The organism is Alistipes sp. An31A, from assembly GCF_002159425.1.
Lineage (GTDB): Bacteria > Bacteroidota > Bacteroidia > Bacteroidales > Rikenellaceae > Alistipes > Alistipes excrementigallinarum.
Map to the genome: position 1 here is coordinate 1 of NZ_NFIO01000003.1, position 18,075 is coordinate 18,075.

Sequence of the window (18,075 nt, forward strand, 5' to 3'; positions counted from 1 at the left end):
AAACGGAGCCGAAAATATAAAAAGATGAGTTCAATCGGAAAAATTACCGGGACAGTCTGCCGATTGACTCATAATGACGGAATTAAACGACTGTCCCTAATATAAATATCTTTCCGATATAAAAGAAACAGAATAACAGAAATTTTCATTAGCAATTATAAAAACCAATAATCGTAAAAGTGGTCTCTAAACTTGTTATATGTATGTAGTTTTTCCTCAATTAACTAATTGATAATATTCAATAAATGAAGCTACCATATATCTCGTCTTATCCAAAATCGAAGACCCATTCATTTAGTATCTTTCATACAAAACCTCAATAGTTCAGGTCAAATACCTCTAATAAGATTAGACAACAATTATTTTATATTTTCATGCATACCATATCCCATAAAAATAGATATTCCGCTCAAGATAGAGCGTGTGCAGGTCATATGAGATGACCCACAGACATAACGAGCGGTCGCCTCGAAGACTGAATGTCAAATCACGGAAAGCTGCTTTCGGGAAGCGGTCGTTCTGCGTGTAGAATCGCCCCTTATAACCCGCAGGCGTTGCTTCACACAGGTAGACACTAAAAGTGCAAAACAACCAGCGGAGAATCCTCCGCCGGTTCTCGGGGTACAGGCTCTCAACATAAAAGTGATGGTAGTAAATCATCTCCTGCTGCTTCAACGTAAACGATACCTCCGAGCAAAATAGGCGACAACTCCCGGAATGTGCTTTTTGTAATAGGGCTGATTCTCCCGGCACCACGTGGCGAGCTCCTGCTTCGTGGTAAAGGGACGATGCCAACTGCGTCCCGACATAATACGATCCAACTCGGGAGCCAAGCGCTCGACAAAGTCGCCAACGGTCCAACCTTCCCAGATGTGTTTCTGAAGGTCAATCATATCAAATCCATTTTGAAGTTTGACATACGTTCATGGACCGACTCCATTTAGGAAAGAAGGTGCCGGCCACGGGCAGAAACACAGCGGCGGGACCAACCGGAGGCACTTTTCGGACGATACGACCCGGACGGGTGGAGATCGTGCGAAAAGGGACTTCGAGGTGCAGGCACGACGCTATCTTGGCCCGAGGCCGGCACTTGTGGAATAACCTTCTACCCCACTGTCAAACTTTCTGTTCATCCGGTCCGACCACAATCCGGGGAGTACGCCGCAGTGCATTCTGCAGATTGCGCTGGTTAATCCGGTAAACGAGCATCAGCAGATCATAGGCGCTGTACAGGAATTGCCGCCGATAGATCTTGGGACGAATCAACCGTTTTTGACGGTAACGGGTCAGCATTTCGGGGCGAATGTCGAGGACCTCGCAGGCCGCATCGGCCGTCAGGAAGAGCGGTTCGTCGCTTTGACTGCACAGGTATTCAAACAGCAGCAAACTTTTGCTCAAAAGAAAGTTCGTCTTGATGAGACGTTCGAGCTGTTCAGAGGGTACAAGCCGATAGATCCGGGGATTTTGTTTGTTTTCCATGGGTAACAGATTTATTGATTCAACGATTCGAGTTTTCCACGGCGGCGCATCTTGCGGATGAACTCCTGCACCTCGGAGAGCAGGTACATGCGCCGGGCTCCGATGTTGAAGCCGACAAGCAACCCCTGTTCACGAAAGCGGCGCACCTGGCGTTCGCTCTGGCGAAGCAACTGGCAGACCTCCGCAAAATCGAGGATCGGATCGCCTTCGAGCTGGCTCCGGTGATCCTTCATGAAGTGTACAATCTCGAGAATCTCTTCGACCGTTCGCAGAATGCGGGACAGGTCATCCGTGTGTTGATTTTCCATCTTTGTCGCGTTTGGTTTCCACGGCAAAAATGGGATGACCCCGGCACTCGTTTATCAGTGTTTGAATCAATTATATGTTTTTCAGATCCGAAACCCGGACATCTCTTGTTCCCGGCAGACCATCAGATAGCAGGGCCAAAACTTCTATAATTTGCCGATATCGGCAAGAATCGTTATATTTGGGCCGGAAATCGGCCGTTTAACTTGCCGATACGACGTTCGGTTATGGAGTACATTTCAGTCGCGGCATTCGCCGCAAAGCACGGTATCGCAGAGCGGACGGCCCGCAATTACTGCGCCTCGGGAAAGATTGAGGGGGCCTTTCTTACGGGCAAGACCTGGAATATCCCGGCAGATGCCGCATTGCCCAGTCGCAAGCCGCGAGCCGGACACGTCATGCCGCTGCTGGAGGTGCTGAGCGAGCAGAAGGCGATGCGTCTCAAGGGCGGCATCTACCACCGCACGCAGATTGACCTTACCTATAACTCGAATCACATCGAAGGCAGCCGGCTGACCCACGACCAGACGCGCCACATCTTCGAGACCGACACGGTGGGCGTCGAGGGCGAGACGCTGCGGGTGGATGACATCCTCGAAACCACGAACCACTTCCGCTGCATCGACACGATTATCGACCGGGCCACGGAGCCGCTCACCGAAGCCTTCATCAAGGAACTGCATGCACAACTCAAGTCCGGCACGTCGGACAGCCGCAAGGAGTGGTTCGCCGTAGGCGACTACAAGCGTCTGCCCAACGAGGTGGGCGGCATGGAGACTACACCTCCCGAAGAGGTACACCGCGAGATGAAGCGTCTTCTTGCGGAGTACAACGCCCGGCGGCACAAGACGCTCGACGACATCCTCGACCTGCACCAGCGCTTCGAATGCATCCACCCGTTTCAGGATGGCAACGGCCGTATCGGACGCCTTGTGATGTTCAAGGAGTGTCTGGCAGCCGGCATCGTTCCCTTCATCATCACCGACGACCTCAAGATGTTCTACTACCGCGGTCTGCAACAGTGGCCCGCCGTGCGCGAATATCTGCGCGACACCTGCCTCACGGCGCAGGACAACTACAAGGCCCTGCTCGACTACTTCCGAATCCCCTACTGAACCGCCGAATCACCTTCCAGGGATGTTACAGGGACTGGAAATATCGGATTGGGCACCAGGCTCAAACGTCACAACTAGAATATTGATTTATTGACATTTAGGCACATCATAATACCCACAAAAACGATAAAAAAATCCGCAGGTTCGTTTCCAATTCGGTTGCAACATCAGGAAATTTTTCGTAACTTTGTAACAACCAAGTGAATACAAGGGAAAACAGCGAAAATAGGTTGTGGCCTATTCGGTGTATCTAAAAATTTTTACAATCTTAATACGTTGATATATTGGCGATTATGATATGGGTTCAGTTACCCCACTCTCCGCAACGAAGAAAAGCCTGAGTTTCGAGAACTCAGGCTTTTTTTGTTTCACCGCCGGACCGGCCCCGCACGGGACGGGCGGGCGGAGCAAAAAGGCCGGAACGGCGCAGCCGCACGGCTTTTCGCCTGTTGCAGGGGCCTCCCCGGCGAGGGGACGGGGAAAAAGCGTGCGCAGCACAGTTAATCCCCACTCTCCGCAACGAAGAAAGGCCTGAGTTCTCAAAACTCAGGCTTTTTTGTTTCACCGCCGGACCGGCCCCGCACGGGACGGGCGGGCGGAGCAAAAAGGCCGGAACGGCGCAGCCGCACGGCTTTTCGCCTGTTGCAGGGGCCTCCCCGGCGAGGGGACGGGGAAAAAGCGTGCGCAGCACAGTTAATCCCCACTCTCCGCAACGAAGAAAAGCCTGAGTTCTGAAACTCAGGCTTTTTTGTTTCACCGCCGGACCGGCCCCGCACGGGACGGGCGGGCGGAGCAAAAAGGCCGGAACGGCGCAGCCGCACGGGACGGAGACTTACTGCCCGGCTCGCAGCGAGACGACCTTCGTCACCTCGTAGACGCCCGTATATTCGGCCGCAAAACCCTCATCGCGGGGTCCCGTATCACGGACCTCAAGCTCCGCCTCGACGACCCGACCGTTCTTCACACCGCCCGTGACACGGTCATACTCCGCCGCAAGCCGACCGGTGCGGTCGATGACCCAATATTCACACGTATCGTTGTCGGCCATGAACGAACGGACCTCGTGACCGATAATCAACCGCCCCTTGACGCGCTTCGTGCCGCCCAAGACAACCGAATCGGGCAGCAGCACGATGCTCTGCTCGTCGAAAAGGGGTGCATTTTGGCCGATTTCGACAAAGAGCGCACGCCCCGGAGCATTGGCATGCAGCTCGAAATAGCGCATACCGCTGTTGCCCACACCCCATCCGCTGCAGGTTGCAGGCACGGGCTCCCCGGCACTCCGCCGGCGGAACTCCTCGGCGCAGGCCCCTGCCGGCCGAAGCTCAAAGCGCCGCACACCCCGACGACCGCTCGCCACCTCCTGCATGACACACTCCTGCGATGCATCCCAACCGGGCATCCTCCCGAGCTGCGAGAGCAGGGCTTCGGGACCGTCGCCGTCGATGCGGAGCACCCGCAGCACCGGCTGCCCCGGGACACCGTCGCACTCGAGCCGGGCACCGGGCAGTTCCGAATCGGCCACCACCTGCAGCCGGCCGTCGCTCTGACTCCAGAAGCGAAGGCCCGCACCGGAGACCTCCTCCCACCATAAATTCTCGAAGGCTTCGCGCGACGGACGTGCCGGGAAAAGCGGCTCATCCGCCCCCTTCTGCTCCGCCCCGCAGGCCGAGAGTGACAGCGCCAGCAGCGCCCACGAGATTCGGAGCCCGAAGCTCCGACCGAATACCTGTACCATAAGCCACGTGTTTGAAAAATGTCGTCTGACAACACGCTGCCGTTCCCCGAGGAGGGGCGACAGACCGTTCCGCGCCGCAGGCTTGATACAAATATAGTGAAAGATGGGCTCAATGGCAAACGGGAGGTCGGGAACTCCGCCTCGCGGGCAGCCATGACCCGGCCCCTTCGAAGGGAGCCACCCCCTCCAGAGGGGCCTCCCGCGGCAGCATGGCAACCGGGAAGCCGGAGCTGTAACCGAATTGTAACATCGGTTTCATAAAGGTTTCAGATTTATTTCGCAACTTTGTCACTCGAAAGCCGGAATGAAACCATTCCCGTCAACCAAAACCTTTTACCGAACCAAAATACCCCAAGATGAAACACCGTATCCTGCTTTTGCTGTTGTGTCTGACCGCCGCAACGGGACTTCGCGCCCAGGAGGAGCGTTCCCTGTTCCGAAAAACCGTATTCACCGTCAACGGCGCCTCGCAGACGGATTCCGACAGCCTCGAAGTGGCCCATCAGGAGTATCCCGCAGACAGCATCGCGGCTCTCGCCGACGCGGAGCACTCCGACGAGGAGCTGCTCGAACTGCTGCGCATGATGCCCAACATCGAGATAGGCAAGGGCATCACCTTCCAGCCGCGGAGCAAGTGGTACTCGATGACGCTGCGCTTCCGCATGCAGAACATGGTGGGGCTCTCGTTCGACCGCGACTTCTCGCTCACGCAGACCGAGGCGCGCGTCAAGCGGCTGCGCCTGCGCTTCGACGGTTACATCTACTCGCCCAAGCTGGTCTACTCCATCCAGCTCGGATTCACTCCCTACGACACCAAGGAGCTGCCCAACGGCAACACGAACATCGTCCGCGACGCAATCGTCTACTACGTACCCAACGCACACTGGAACATCGGCTTCGGACAGACGAAAATCAAGGCCAACCGCGCCCGCGTCAACTCGTCGAGTGCCCTGCAGTTCGTCGACCGCAGCATCGTCAACAGCGAATTCAACCTCGACCGCGACTTCGGATTCTTCGGTGAATACAACGGCCGCATCGGCAAGCGCTTCCGCCTCTCGGCCAAAGGCTCCATCACGCTGGGCGAGGGCCGCAACTGGAGCACGTCGTCCGACGGAGGACTGGCCTACACGGGTCGTCTGGAGCTCTACCCGCTGGGGCGTTTCAAGTCGAAGGGCGACGTCATCGAAGGCGACTTCGAATACGATGAGCAGGTGCGCATCCTGCTGGCTGGCGCCTACTCCTACAACAGCCGCGCAGCCCGGCTGCAGGGTCAGAACGGCGCGCTGATGCCCGACGGCGAGCAGCGCAGCCTGGGCTCCTACTTTTTCGACTTCATCCTCAAGTACCGCGGCTTCGCCTTCTATACCGACTTCATGGGCCGCACGTGCGACACCCCGCTCTTCGACGGCAACGAAGGCATCTTCGTCTACACGGGCAAGGGCCTCAACCTCCAGACGAGCTACCTCATCAAGCAGAAGTGGGAAATCGCGCTGCGCAACTCGACGATGTTCCCCGACCGCGAGGTGCAGTCGCTGGCCGGCTACCGCCGCTGGAACCAGACCACCATCGGCGTGACGCGCTACCTCATCGGGCACAGCCTCAAGCTGCAGGCCGACGCCTCGTACAACCACCAGAGCGGAGCGCTCAACCCCAACTACAACCGCTGGGAAATCCGCTTCCAGGTCGAGCTGGGTCTTTAGGCCATCGAGCCGCCCGACAGACAAAGACCCCCGGCACGCAGTCGTGTCGGGGGTCTTCGTTTCATGCGGGGTCATACGGAGGATGCGCGCCGGCGGCGTGCGCAGTGTTCCGCCGCAACAGGCGACAGCGCAGAGTCCGGCTTCGGCCCGGCGGCATGCGCAGCGTTCCGCCGCTAACGACGGCATACGGCCGCACCTTTCAGAGAATCTTGAGCGCAATGCGGGCGCAGGCCTCGGCATCGGCCAGCGCATGGTGGTGGTGTTCGAGGTCGAAGCCGCAGGCGGCCGCAACGGTATGGAGCTGATGGTTGGGCAGGCGGCTGCCGAAGATGCGGCGCGAGGCGCGGCAGGTGCAGTAGAAGCGGTAGCCGGGATAGGGCATGCCGTAGAGCTCGAAGGCGGCCTTGAGGCACCCTTCGTCGAAGGGCGAGTTGTGGGCCACGAGGGGCAGCCCCTCGATGCGGGGGGCAACCTCCTCCCACACGGTGCGGAAATCGGGGGCATCGGCCGTATCGGCATAGCTCAGGCCGTGGATGGCGGTGGTGAAGGCGCTGTAGTAGTTGGGACGGGGACGGATGAGGCGGTAGAGCGAATCGACCACCTCGCCGCCGCGCACGACCACCACGCCCACCGAGCAGACGCTGGAGCGCTTGCCGTTGGCCGTTTCGAAATCAATGGCGGCAAAATCGGTCATGGGTTGCAGTCAATCTTAACGCAGCTCCGCACGCCGCAGGGACGCAGCGTCGGAGGCGGATGCAAAGATAGCCATTTCCGGCATCGGATGTACTCCCTGCCGGCTCAAAAACCGCCGCCGAGAAGTTCCGGCCGTGCACCCCGCACAAGAATGGACCCCAGGCTCTCCTCTCCTCCGCCCCGCGACCGCGGTACCGGACGCAGCAACAAGCCCTTCCCCGCCGGCTCAAAAACCGCCGCCGCGGGAAAGTTCCGGCCATGTCCCCGCGCAAGAATGGGCTCCGGGGCCTTCCTTTCCTTCGCCCCGCGACCACGGCGCCGGACGCAGCAACAAGCCCCCGCGCAACTCCGCGGCCACGGACTCCGGCTGAGCCCCCCCCCGGCACGTCCCTCCGGCACCGTCCTCCACCCCCGAGGCGCCGGACCGCCATAAAATTCCGCCTCCGGTCCTCCTCCGCCCCCCATGACTCCCCTCCTCCTCCGTCCCCACTCCGCCTCGATGTCCCGCTCTTCCGCCGACACAAAAAAACCGGACCGTGAGGCTCGGTCCGGAGCGTTTGCTTGCCGCAGAGCGGGATTACTCCCACTCGATGGTGGCGGGCGGTTTCGAGGAGATGTCGTAGACTACGCGGTTGACCCCCTTGACCTTGTTGATGATGTCGTTCGAGACATCGGCCAGGAACTCGTAGGGCAGATGCACCCAGTCGGCCGTCATGCCGTCGGTCGAGGTCACGGCGCGCAGCGCCACGCAGCTCTCGTAGGTACGCTCGTCGCCCATCACGCCGACGCTCTTGACCGGCAGCAGGATGGCACCTGCCTGCCATACCTTGTCGTAGAGCCCGGCCGCATGGAGGGCATCGATATAAATCTTGTCGACGTTCTGGAGAATCTCCACCTTCTCGGGGGTGATGTCGCCCAGAATGCGGATGGCCAGGCCCGGTCCCGGGAAGGGATGGCGGCCGATGAGCTGCTCCGAGATGCCGAGCGAACGCCCCACGCGGCGCACCTCGTCCTTGAAGAGCAGCCGCAGCGGCTCGACGATGCGCAGATTCATCTTCTCGGGCAGGCCGCCCACGTTGTGGTGCGACTTGATGGTGGCCGAGGGTCCGTTGACCGAGCAGGACTCAATGACGTCGGGATAAATCGTACCCTGTGCCAGCCACTTCACATCCTTGATTTGCTGCGCCTCCTCGTTGAAGACCTCCACGAAGTCGCGGCCGATGATTTTGCGCTTGGTCTCGGGGTCGGTCACGCCCGCCAGGTCGCCGAGGAACTTCGCCCCGGCCTTGACCCCTTTGACGTTGAGCCCCATGTTCTCGTAGGATGCCAGCACCTCCTCGAACTCGTTCTTGCGCAGCAGGCCCGAGTCGACGAAGATGCAATAGAGGTTGTGGCCGATGGCCTTGTGGAGCAGCACGGCGGCCACCGACGAATCGACACCGCCCGAGAGACCCAGCACCACGCGGTCGTTGCCCAGCCGCTCGCGCAGCTCGCGCACGGTCGACTCGACGAAGCTCTCCGAGGTCCACGACTGCGCGCATCCGCAGATGCCCACGACGAAGTTGCGGAGCAGCTGCGTGCCGTCGGTCGAGTGGTAGACCTCGGGGTGGAACTGGATGCCCCACGTCTGCTCACCCTCGATGTGGTAGGCCGCCACGCGGACATCCTCCGTCGAGGCGACAATCCGGTAGTTGTCGGGCACGCGCGTGATGGTGTCGCCGTGCGACATCCACACCTGCGTCTTGGCCGGAAGCCCCTTCATCAGGGCATCCCCGGCGTCGCCCACCGTCAGCATCGCACGGCCGTACTCGCGGCTCGGCGCAGGCTTCACCTCGCCGCCGAAGGCCGAGGCGAGGAACTGTGCCCCGTAGCAGACGCCCAGCAGCGGCAGCCGGCCCTTGATGGCCGAGAGGTCGGGGTTGGGAGCCTCCTTGTCGCGCACCGAGTAGGGGCTGCCCGAGAGAATCACGCCCCGCACCGACGCGTCGAGCGCCGGAATCTTGTTGAAGGGGTGAATCTCGCAGTAGACATTCAGCTCGCGCACACGCCGCGCAATGAGCTGCGTGTACTGCGAGCCGAAGTCGAGAATCAAGATTTTTTCCTGCATTATTCCGTAGGTTTGTTAGTTTCGTTGGACGTATGTTCCGCAGCGGCTCCGTCGGCTGTTGCGCCCGAGGCCTCTCCGCCGGCACCCTCTGCGGAGTGCTCGCCCGAAGGACGGGCTCCGCGGCGGCGGTGACGGCTGCGGCTGCGCGGGGCGGCGGACTGCTCCTGCGCCCCCTCGGCCGACCCCTTTTCGCCGGCTGCAGGCGCACCCTCTGCCGGTGCGGCACTCGGTGCAGCGTGCTCAGCAGCGGCCGAAGCGGCTGCGGCCTCCGCACGAAGCGGCTCCTCGGAACGTGCCTCGGAACGTGCCTCAGGCCGAACTTCGGGCTGCGCTTCACGCTCCGTCCGCGCGGCCGTGAACTCGGCCGTCTTGACAGCGGCAGGCTGCTCCGAAGCGGGTTTTCCGGCTGCGCTCCGCTCCACGGCTGCCGACTTCTCGGCACCAACGGGCTTCTCACCGGCAACGGCCTTTTCCGCAGTCGCGGCATCTGTCTGCTTCCGGGCGGCGTCTCCGGCCGGTTTCCGGCGTTCGGCCGGACGCTCCGACGGCGTCTGGGTCGTCTGGGCCGGGGCTGCGGCGGCATTGCGCGGAGCCGAGCCCTGCGGCTGCTCAGCGGCGGCGGCTTCACCGCGACCGCCCCGGTTGCGGCGGCGACGGCGCGACGAGGCGGAAGCCTCCCCCTCCTTCACGCCGGCAGCCTGTTGCGGACGGGCCGGAGCCTCGTTGCGGGCTCCCTTTGCGGCGGCTTCGCCGCGTTGCGGGGCCGTCTTCACGTCGGCACGGTTGCGGGGCTGTCCCTGCGGACGGGCGCCCTCCTCGCCCCGGCGTACGGAGGCGGCAGCGGCCGTCGATGCGTTGCGTCCCGAACGGCCATTGCGGCCGCGGCCGTTGCGCCCCTCGCCGCGCTGCGCCCCATGGTCGCCCCGGCGCGAGGCGTTTGCCGGCTCCTCCTTGCCGGAGGACAGGCCCACAAGCAGCACGCAGCAGGCCGCCACGGCGCCGAGCGCCTGGACGACGATTCCGGCCGTATGCCAGTCGGTCACCAGCCGGATAAGGAGCGAGGCCACTGCCAGTACGGCAACGGCCCACTCCAACAGAGTTCTTGTGCGGTTTTTCGTCATTTATCGTTCACTCGAGTAGTTGGGAGCTTCGCGCGTAATGGCCACGTCGTGCGGGTGGCTCTCATGCATGCCCGAAGCGGTGATTCGGATGAATTTGGCCGTCTGAAGCGTCGGGATGTCCTTCGCGCCGCAGTAGCCCATGCCCGAACGCAGACCGCCGATGAGCTGGTAGACCGTCTCGCTGAGGGCACCCTTGAAGGGGACGCGGGCCTCGATGCCTTCGGGCACCAGCTTGTTGATGTTGCACCCCTTCTGGAAGTAGCGGTCGGCCGAGCCCGCCTTCATGGCCTCGATGGAGCCCATGCCGCGGTAGGCCTTGAACTTGCGGCCGTTGTAGATAATCGTCTCGCCCGGAGCCTCCTCCGTGCCGGCGAACATCGAGCCAATCATCACGCAGTCGCCGCCTGCGGCAAGCGCCTTGACGATGTCGCCCGAGTAGCGCAGACCGCCGTCGGCGATGACCGGAACGCCCGAACCCTTGGCGGCCGATGCGGCGGCGTAGATGGCCGAGAGCTGCGGAACGCCCACGCCGGCGATGATGCGCGTGGTGCAAATCGAGCCGGGGCCGATGCCCACCTTGATGCCGTCGGCACCGTGGCCAATCAGGTAGCGGGCCGCTTCTGCCGTGGCGATGTTACCCACCACTACGTCCAGCTTCGGATATTCGGCCTTGATGCGCATCAGGGCGTTGACGATGTTGGCCGAGTGGCCGTGCGCCGAGTCGAGCACCACGGCGTCGACATCCTCGTCGACGAGCGCCTTGACACGCTCCATCATGTCGGGCGTGATGCCCACGCCGGCCGCTACGCGCAGACGGCCCTTCTCGTCCTTGCAGGCATTGGGATGGTCCTGCACCTTGGTGATGTCCTTGTAGGTGATGAGTCCCACGAGCCGGCCTTCGTCGTCGACTACGGGGAGCTTTTCGATTTTGCTGCCCAGGAGCGTCTCCTGCGCCTCGCGCAGGTCGGTGCTGTGGGTCGTCACGAGCCGGTCACCGGGGGTCATCACCTCGGAGATGCGGCGCTGCATGTCGCGCTGGAAGCGCAGGTCGCGGTTGGTCACGATGCCAATCAGACGGCGCCCGGCATCCACCACGGGAATGCCGCCGATTTTGTTCTCCTGCATCAATGCGAGGGCATCGCCGACGGTCTCCTCCTTGGAAATGGTCACCGGGTCGTAAATCATGCCGTTCTCGGCACGCTTCACACGACGCACCTGCACGGCCTGCTCGGCAATGGACATGTTCTTGTGAATCACGCCGATACCTCCTTCGCGGGCAAGAGCTATCGCCAGCGGAGCCTCCGTGACGGTATCCATCGCCGCGGAGACGATGGGGATGTTGAGCTGGATATTACGCGAGAATCGGGTCTTGACATTCACCTCTCGCGGCAACACTTCCGAATAGGCGGGTATGAGCAGCACGTCGTCGAAGGTAAGGCCTTCGGGCTGCACCCTTTCATTGATAAACGACATAAGAACGTGGATTTTTGTTGCCTGCAAAAATAAGCATTTTTTTCGAACGGCCCAAACCTGCAACGAATTTCCTACGGAAAAGATGACCGAGCGCGCCGCACCCGCTCCGCGCCCGGAGGCAAAAGAGGAAAAAGACGAAGGGGCGCACCCTTGCGGGAGGCCCCTTCGGAGGTTTGCTGCCGCCGGACCGTGAAGTCGCGGCGCTCTGCGTCCGAGATTAATACTGCTCCTTCTCGTTGGGGAAGTCGCACTCCTTCACGTCGGCCACGTAGCGCTCGACGGCATCGGTCATCACCGTGTGCAGGTCGGCATAGCGGCGCAGGAAGCGGGGCGAGAAGCCCTTGTTGATGCCCAGCATGTCGTGGATGACCAGCACCTGGCCGTCGCAGCCCGGGCCGGCGCCGATGCCGATGGTCGGCGTCGGGATTTCACTCGTCACGCGCGTTGCCAGCGCCGCGGGAATCTTCTCGAGGACGATGCCGAAGCATCCCGCCTCGCTCAGCAGATGGGCGTCACGCACGAGCTTGGCCGCCTCGGCCTCCTCCTTGGCGCGGACGTTGTAGGTTCCGAACTTGTGAATCGACTGGGGCGTCAGTCCCAGGTGACCCATGACGGGGATGCCCGCCGAGAGGATGCGCTGCACCGACTCGAGCACCTCCTCGCCGCCCTCCATCTTCACGGCGTCGGCCTCGGTCTCCTTCATGATGCGCACGGCCGAGTCGAGCGCCACCTTCGAGTTGCCCTGATAGGTGCCGAACGGCAGGTCGACCACCACCAGCGCACGCTGCACGGCGCGCACCACCGAGCGGGCGTGGTAAATCATCATATCGAGCGTAATGGGGAGCGTCGTCTCGTAGCCGGCCATCACGTTGGCCGCCGAGTCGCCCACCAGAATCACATCGACTCCGGCGGCATCGACAATCTTCGCCATCGAATAATCATACGAGGTGAGCATGGCGATTTTCTCGCCGCGCTGCTTCATTTCCGTGAGCCGGTAAGTCGTCACGGCCCGAACGGTGCTTTCTACAGACATCTTTTTTGCGTTTAGTACTTAGCGTTGTACGGCCGGCCGGGCCCGCTGCGGGCGGCACGCCGGTCAAAATCGGAGCAAAGGTAGTGCATGGCGGCGGCACAAGCAAATTTTTTTCACCCTGCAGCCTCCGCGCCCGCTCCGGGACACCCGCCCCGGGACACCCGCCCGGCGGCGGCTCTGCGGCCCGACGGCTCTGCGGCTCTGCGTGTCAGCGGCCCGGCTGTTCTGCGGCCCGGCGCCTCAGCAGCCCGACGAGCCGACGGCCCGGCGCCTCAGCGCGCCAGCTGGCGGAAGAACTCCCACAGCACGACGCCCCCCGAGACCGAGACGTTGAGCGAGTGCTTCGTCCCCGCCTGCGGAATCTCCAGCGCCCCGTCGCACAGGTCGACGGCCTGCTGCGAGACCCCCTCCACCTCGTTGCCGAAGACCAGGGCGTACTTCACCCCCGGCTCGACGCGGAAGCGCTCGAGCGAGCAGGCCCCCTCGACCTGCTCGACGGCCAGCAGGCGGTAGCCCTCCGCACGCAGCGCCTCGAGGCAGTCGGTCGTCTGCCCGGCATGGTGCCACACGACGGTGGCCTCGGCACCGAGCGCCGACTTGTGAATCTCGCGCGAAGGGGGCACCGCCGTGATGCCGCACAGGTGGATGCACTCCACGGCAAAGGCGTCGCCCGTGCGGAAAAAGGCACCCACGTTCTGGGCCGACCGCACGTTGTCAAGCACCACCGCAACGGGCATCTTCTCCCGGGCGGCAAACTCCTCGGGCGTGGGACGTCCGAGCTCTTCGTTGGTAATCTTGCGCATTGCTCCTCTAATTTGGGTGCAAATGTAACCAAATTTGAAATCTTTTCCCTACTTTTGTCGGTTGATTGCAACCCTGCAACTGCGCATGAAGAAAATTCGAATCATCCTCACGCTGCTGACGGCCCTCTGCGCCGCCCGACTCTCGGCCCAGGAGCTCTTCGTCGACGTCGACTTCCGGACCTACTTCGACAACAAAGAGTTCGGCAGCTGCACCTTCACCGTGCCCGAACCCGAGAAGGTCTCGGGCACCGACTTCGCCGCCCGCCTCACCCCGCGCATCGGTCTGCGCTGGGAGGAGAAGAACTCGCTGGTCTTCGGTGCCGACATGGTCCAGAACTTCGGTGAACCCGGCTCGCAGTTCCTCTCGGAGGTGAAGCCCGTGATGTACTACCAGTTCCAGACACCCCGAGTGCGGGCCGTGGCCGGCATCTTCACGCGCGACCTGACCCACGACGAGGACTACTCGACGGCCTTCTTCTCGCTCGCCGAGCGCTTCGTCCACAACCGCATGAACGGCGTCCTGGCCCAGTACAACGGCCGGCGCGGCTCCTACGTCGAGTTCGTCTGCGACTGGGAGGGGATGTACTCCACCGCCTCGCGCGAGAAGTTCCGGATTCTCAGCTCGGGACGCCACTTTCTCGACCACTTCTACTACGGCTACAACCTCACGCTGCTCCACTTCGCCTTCCAGAAGGACGCTCCGCTCGAGAACGTGGTCGACTACCTGCTCGTCAACCCGACGGTGGGCGTGAAGTTCAAGGCCTTCTTCGACTTCGACATCCACCTCGGACTGCTCCAGACGGCGCAGCGCGACCGCAGCTTCGGCCACTCGTGGGAGCTGCCCCGCATGGGCGAATTCGGGCTGCGCATGAGCCGCTGGGGATTCACGCTCGACGAGCGCATCTACTTCGGCGGAAACCTCTGCCCCTTCTACGGCGGACACGACTACGTGACCGAGGGCGGCGAAACGGTCTACATCCCCTACGGCCGCGCGCTCTATCCGGGCGAGAGCTTCTTCCGCACCCAGCGCGGCTTCTACAACCGCGCGTCGCTCTCCTACGCCAAACACTTCTTCCACGACACGGTGCGCGTGCGCGCCGAGTTCGTCACCCACTGCGACGGCTCGGGGCTGGGCACGCAGCAGCTGCTCGACGTGGCCGTAAAGTTCCTCAAACCGGTCTACAACAGCCGAAACCACAAACACGGACATTAAACAGACATTAACAGACATATATATTATGGCAGCAACCGAAACCACCGAAACCCGCGAGAAGTCGCTGAACTTTCTCGAGGAGATTATCGAAAAATCGCTGGCCGACGGCAGCGTGAAGGAGATTCAGACCCGCTTCCCGCCCGAGCCGAACGGCTATCTGCACATCGGCCACGCCAAGAGCATCTGCATCAACTTCGGCCTGGCAAAGAAATACGGCGGCAAGTGCAACCTGCGCTTCGACGACACGAACCCCGTCAAGGAGGATGTCGAGTATGTCGACTCCATCAAGCGCGACATCCACTGGCTCGGCTTCGACTGGGCGCTGGAGCGCTACGCGTCGGACTACTTCGACCAGCTCTACGAGTGGGCCGTCCTCCTCATCAAGAAGGGGCTGGCCTACGTCGACGACCAGACCCAGGAGCAGATTCGCGAGAACCGCGGCACGGTCTCCGTACCGGGCACCCCGTCGCCGTGGCGCGACCGCTCGGTGGAGGAGAACCTCGACCTCTTCGAGCGGATGAAGCGCGGCGAGTTCCCCGACGGCTCGAAGGTGCTGCGTGCGAAAATCGACATGGCGCACCCCAACATGCTCTTCCGCGACCCCATCATGTACCGCATCATCCACGCCGAACACCACCGCACGGGCAACAAGTGGTGCATCTACCCGATGTACGACTACGCCCACGGCCAGAGCGACTCGATTGAGCACATCACCCACTCAATCTGCACACTCGAGTTCGACGTCCACCGTCCGCTCTACGACTGGTTCATCCAGGCGCTGGGCATCTTCCCGTCGCACCAGTACGAGTTCGCGCGGCTCAACCTCACCTACACGCTCATGTCGAAGCGCCGCCTGCTGAAGCTCGTGCAGGAGGGCGCCGTGATGGGCTGGGACGACCCCCGCATGCCGACCATCTGCGCCCTGCGCCGCAAGGGCTACACCCCCGCATCGGTGCGCAACTTCGCCGAGATGGTGGGCGTCGCCAAGCGCGACAACGTCATCGACCTGGGCAAGCTCGAGTACTGCGTACGCGAGGACCTGAACAAGGTGGCCGAGCGCCGCATGGCCGTGCTCAACCCCCTGAAGGTGGTCATCACCAACTACGACGCCGCGAAGACCGAGTACTTCAAGGCGGTGAACAATCCCGAGAACGAGGCTGCCGGCACGCGCGAGGTACCCTTCTCGCGCGAGCTCTACATCGAGCGCGACGACTTCATGGAGAATCCCCCCAAGAAGTTCTTCCGCCTGCAGCCCGGCGGCGAGGTGCGCCTGCGCTACTCCTACCTCATCAAGTGCGAGGAGGTGATTAAGGATGCCGAGGGCAACATCACGGAGCTGCACTGCACCTACGACCCGATGTCGGGCGAGGGCTCGTCGAGCGACGGCCGCCGCGTCAAGGGTGTCATCCACTGGGTATCGGCTCCGCACGCCGTCGAGGCCGAAATCCGCCTCTTCAACCCTCTCTTCACGAAGGAGAACCCCGACGACGTGGAGGAGGGCAAGACGTGGGAGGACAACCTCAACCCCGACTCGATGGTCAAAATCAAGGGTTACCTCGAGCCCTCGCTGCGCGACGTGCCCGTCGGCCAGGCCGTGCAGTTCGAGCGCGTGGGCTACTTCTGCCCCGACACGGACTCGACGCCCGACCATCTGGTCTTCAACCGCACGGTGACGCTCAAGGATTCGTGGGCCAAAATCAACAAGTAGCCCCGCCTCCCGACTGCCCTGCCCTGACATCCGACTGCCCCGCCACGTCCGACGCCCCAGTCGAGGGCAACAAACCGGGCCGCCGGGTAACAAGCCGGGCAGCCGGTGAAAAATCGGGCCGCCGGTGACAAGCCGGGCCGCCGGTGACAAGCCGGGCCGCGACGGCAAGCCGGGCCGCTGGCGAAAAATCGGGCCGCAGACCGCCGGTTACAAGCCGGGCAGCCGGCAACGAACCGAGCCCCTGGCAATAAGCCGCTCCGCCGGCCGCTGAAACCGCTCCGCCCCGCCGCTTTACGATGAAGCGACGGGGCGGAGCTCTTTTGTCCGGGAGGCCCTTTTCTTTGGGTGCGAAGAGCGTTTGCCCGAAAAAGTATTTCCTTTTTCGGAAATTTGTTTCTAACTTGCTCTACCGTAACCCTTAAAAAGAGACCGACATGACGAAAGTCACCACCCTCAACCAATTCATCATCGAACGGCAGTCGGAGTTCCCCGAAGCCACGGGCGGCTTCTCGCGGCTGCTCCACCACATCGGCATCGCGGCCAAGAAGGTCAACCGCGAAGTGAACAAGGCGGGCCTGGTCGACATCCTCGGACGCACGGGCGTCGAGAATGTCCAGGGCGAGGAGCAGCAGAAGCTCGACCTCTACGCCAACGAGACCTTCCTCGACGAGCTGCGCGCCAGCGGCGAGTGCTGCGGCGTGGCATCGGAGGAGAACGAAGAGGTGGTCCTCTTCGAGGAGGGGCTCGCGCAGGGCGCCCGCTACGTGGTCTGCATGGACCCGCTCGACGGCTCGTCGAACATCGACGTCAACGTCTCGGTGGGGACCATCTTCGCCATCTACCGCCGCCTCTCGCCCGTGGGCGAACGCGTCGGGCAGGGTGACTTCCTCCAGCCGGGGCGCGCCCTTGCAGCGGCCGGATATGTCATCTACGGCTCCTCGACGATGCTGGTCTACAGCTCGGGCAACGGCGTGAACGGCTTCACGCTCGACCCTTCCATCGGCGAATTCTGCCTCTCGCACCCCGACATCCGCTTCCCGCAGCGGGGACGCATCTACTCCATCAACGAGGGCAACTACGAACGTTTCCCAATCGGAGTGAAGAAGTACATCAAGTATTGCCAGGAGAAGGATGCGCGCACGGAGCGCCCCTACACGTCGCGCTACATCGGCTCGCTGGTGGCCGACATCCACCGCAACATGCTCAAGGGGGGCATCTACATCTACCCCGAGACCGAGAGCCACCCGCGCGGCAAGCTGCGGCTGCAGTACGAGTGCAACCCGATGGCCTTCATCGTCGAGCAAGCGGGGGGCCGGGCCACCGACGGCGAGCGGCGCATCCTCGACCTCGAACCCGAGGACGTGCACCAGCGCACGCCGTTCTACGCCGGTTCGGAGGCGATGATGGAGAAGGTGACCGACTTTCTGCGCTTCTTCGGCTCCATCTGAGCGGCGGCGCGAAAGGGCGCTGCACCACCCCTTTGCAGACAAAAATCCCCGACTTCTCACGAAGCCGGGGATTTTCATGATTTATGCCGGAGCGTATCTGAACCGAAAGATGCCCGTTTTTGGGTGGGGCACCCGCCG

Annotated in this window: 15 protein-coding genes; 5 read left to right on the forward strand and 10 right to left on the reverse strand. The window is 62.0% G+C overall.

Features of this window, described 5'->3' with window-relative positions; translation table 11 throughout:
• Positions 1-671 precede the first annotated feature (671 nt).
• The 3 genes from B5F90_RS03670 to B5F90_RS03680 all read right to left on the reverse strand — a co-directional run bounded on the left by B5F90_RS03670 (position 672) and on the right by B5F90_RS03680 (position 1,787).
• Positions 672-893, reverse strand: coding sequence for a hypothetical protein (locus tag B5F90_RS03670; RefSeq protein WP_087309017.1), 222 nt, complete (start codon positions 891-893; stop codon positions 672-674).
• A 223-nt stretch (positions 894-1,116) separates the two neighbouring features.
• The gene (locus B5F90_RS03675) at positions 1,117-1,479 is read right to left on the reverse strand and encodes a hypothetical protein (RefSeq protein ID WP_087361307.1); all 363 of its coding nucleotides are present in this window, start codon (positions 1,477-1,479) and stop codon (positions 1,117-1,119) included.
• 11 nt (positions 1,480-1,490) lie between these two features.
• Positions 1,491-1,787, reverse strand: coding sequence for a helix-turn-helix domain-containing protein (locus tag B5F90_RS03680; protein WP_087263913.1), 297 nt, complete (start codon positions 1,785-1,787; stop codon positions 1,491-1,493).
• 225 nt (positions 1,788-2,012) lie between these two features.
• Between B5F90_RS03680 and B5F90_RS03685 the strand changes: the two genes are divergently transcribed.
• Entirely contained in the window at positions 2,013-2,900 is an 888-nt protein-coding gene (locus B5F90_RS03685) for a Fic family protein (RefSeq protein WP_087361309.1), read from the forward strand.
• Between the two features lie 832 nt (positions 2,901-3,732).
• On the opposite strand, the gene B5F90_RS03690 is transcribed toward B5F90_RS03685, so the two are convergent.
• Complete coding sequence (locus B5F90_RS03690; RefSeq protein ID WP_087361311.1) at positions 3,733-4,638, reverse strand: hypothetical protein; 906 nt, start codon at positions 4,636-4,638, stop codon at positions 3,733-3,735.
• A 356-nt stretch (positions 4,639-4,994) separates the two neighbouring features.
• Between B5F90_RS03690 and B5F90_RS03695 the strand changes: the two genes are divergently transcribed.
• Complete coding sequence (locus B5F90_RS03695; RefSeq protein ID WP_143256096.1) at positions 4,995-6,338, forward strand: porin; 1,344 nt, start codon at positions 4,995-4,997, stop codon at positions 6,336-6,338.
• A 199-nt stretch (positions 6,339-6,537) separates the two neighbouring features.
• On the opposite strand, the gene B5F90_RS03700 is transcribed toward B5F90_RS03695, so the two are convergent.
• From B5F90_RS03700 to B5F90_RS03725, 6 genes are all read right to left on the reverse strand, one after another.
• Positions 6,538-7,032, reverse strand: a complete 495-nt coding sequence (locus tag B5F90_RS03700) for an exonuclease domain-containing protein (protein ID WP_087361313.1) — start codon at positions 7,030-7,032, stop codon at positions 6,538-6,540.
• Between the two features lie 576 nt (positions 7,033-7,608).
• Positions 7,609-9,138 carry a glutamine-hydrolyzing GMP synthase gene (gene guaA / locus B5F90_RS03705; RefSeq protein ID WP_087361315.1) on the reverse strand — a complete coding sequence of 510 codons (1,530 nt, stop codon included), beginning with the start codon at positions 9,136-9,138 and terminating at the stop codon, positions 7,609-7,611.
• Entirely contained in the window at positions 9,138-10,232 is a 1,095-nt protein-coding gene (locus tag B5F90_RS03710) for a hypothetical protein (RefSeq protein ID WP_087361317.1), read from the reverse strand. Before B5F90_RS03710 ends, guaA begins: the two co-directional genes overlap by 1 nt.
• Before the next feature lie 27 nt (positions 10,233-10,259).
• On the reverse strand, positions 10,260-11,732 hold the full coding sequence (gene guaB, locus B5F90_RS03715; RefSeq protein ID WP_087361319.1) for an IMP dehydrogenase: 1,473 nt from the start codon (positions 11,730-11,732) through the stop codon (positions 10,260-10,262).
• Between the two features lie 217 nt (positions 11,733-11,949).
• Positions 11,950-12,765 (reverse strand): 3-methyl-2-oxobutanoate hydroxymethyltransferase, encoded by an 816-nt coding sequence (gene panB / locus B5F90_RS03720; RefSeq protein ID WP_087361321.1) that lies wholly within the window; start codon positions 12,763-12,765, stop codon positions 11,950-11,952.
• A gap of 272 nt (positions 12,766-13,037) precedes the next feature.
• Complete coding sequence (locus B5F90_RS03725; protein ID WP_087361323.1) at positions 13,038-13,568, reverse strand: TrmH family RNA methyltransferase; 531 nt, start codon at positions 13,566-13,568, stop codon at positions 13,038-13,040.
• 85 nt (positions 13,569-13,653) lie between these two features.
• Between B5F90_RS03725 and B5F90_RS03730 the strand changes: the two genes are divergently transcribed.
• From B5F90_RS03730 to fbp, 3 genes are all read left to right on the forward strand, one after another.
• A complete protein-coding gene (locus B5F90_RS03730) occupies positions 13,654-14,781 on the forward strand; it encodes a hypothetical protein (RefSeq protein WP_087361712.1) in 1,128 nt (375 codons plus the stop codon).
• Positions 14,782-14,806: 25 nt separating this feature from the next.
• On the forward strand, positions 14,807-16,489 hold the full coding sequence (locus B5F90_RS03735; protein ID WP_087361325.1) for a glutamine--tRNA ligase/YqeY domain fusion protein: 1,683 nt from the start codon (positions 14,807-14,809) through the stop codon (positions 16,487-16,489).
• 434 nt (positions 16,490-16,923) lie between these two features.
• Positions 16,924-17,937 (forward strand): class 1 fructose-bisphosphatase, encoded by a 1,014-nt coding sequence (gene fbp, locus B5F90_RS03740; RefSeq protein WP_087361327.1) that lies wholly within the window; start codon positions 16,924-16,926, stop codon positions 17,935-17,937.
• Positions 17,938-18,075 lie beyond the last annotated feature (138 nt).

Coding starts and splice junctions, on each gene's coding strand:
- B5F90_RS03670 (WP_087309017.1), bottom strand. CDS start 893: ATGATTGACCTTCAGAAACACATCTGGGAAGGTTGGACCGTTGGCGAC.
- B5F90_RS03675 (WP_087361307.1), bottom strand. CDS start 1,479: ATGGAAAACAAACAAAATCCCCGGATCTATCGGCTTGTACCCTCTGAA.
- B5F90_RS03680 (WP_087263913.1), bottom strand. CDS start 1,787: ATGGAAAATCAACACACGGATGACCTGTCCCGCATTCTGCGAACGGTC.
- B5F90_RS03685 (WP_087361309.1), top strand. CDS start 2,013: ATGGAGTACATTTCAGTCGCGGCATTCGCCGCAAAGCACGGTATCGCA.
- B5F90_RS03690 (WP_087361311.1), bottom strand. CDS start 4,638: ATGGTACAGGTATTCGGTCGGAGCTTCGGGCTCCGAATCTCGTGGGCG.
- B5F90_RS03695 (WP_143256096.1), top strand. CDS start 4,995: ATGAAACACCGTATCCTGCTTTTGCTGTTGTGTCTGACCGCCGCAACG.
- B5F90_RS03700 (WP_087361313.1), bottom strand. CDS start 7,032: ATGACCGATTTTGCCGCCATTGATTTCGAAACGGCCAACGGCAAGCGC.
- guaA (WP_087361315.1), bottom strand. CDS start 9,138: ATGCAGGAAAAAATCTTGATTCTCGACTTCGGCTCGCAGTACACGCAG.
- guaB (WP_087361319.1), bottom strand. CDS start 11,732: ATGTCGTTTATCAATGAAAGGGTGCAGCCCGAAGGCCTTACCTTCGAC.
- panB (WP_087361321.1), bottom strand. CDS start 12,765: ATGTCTGTAGAAAGCACCGTTCGGGCCGTGACGACTTACCGGCTCACG.
- B5F90_RS03725 (WP_087361323.1), bottom strand. CDS start 13,568: ATGCGCAAGATTACCAACGAAGAGCTCGGACGTCCCACGCCCGAGGAG.
- B5F90_RS03730 (WP_087361712.1), top strand. CDS start 13,654: ATGAAGAAAATTCGAATCATCCTCACGCTGCTGACGGCCCTCTGCGCC.
- B5F90_RS03735 (WP_087361325.1), top strand. CDS start 14,807: ATGGCAGCAACCGAAACCACCGAAACCCGCGAGAAGTCGCTGAACTTT.
- fbp (WP_087361327.1), top strand. CDS start 16,924: ATGACGAAAGTCACCACCCTCAACCAATTCATCATCGAACGGCAGTCG.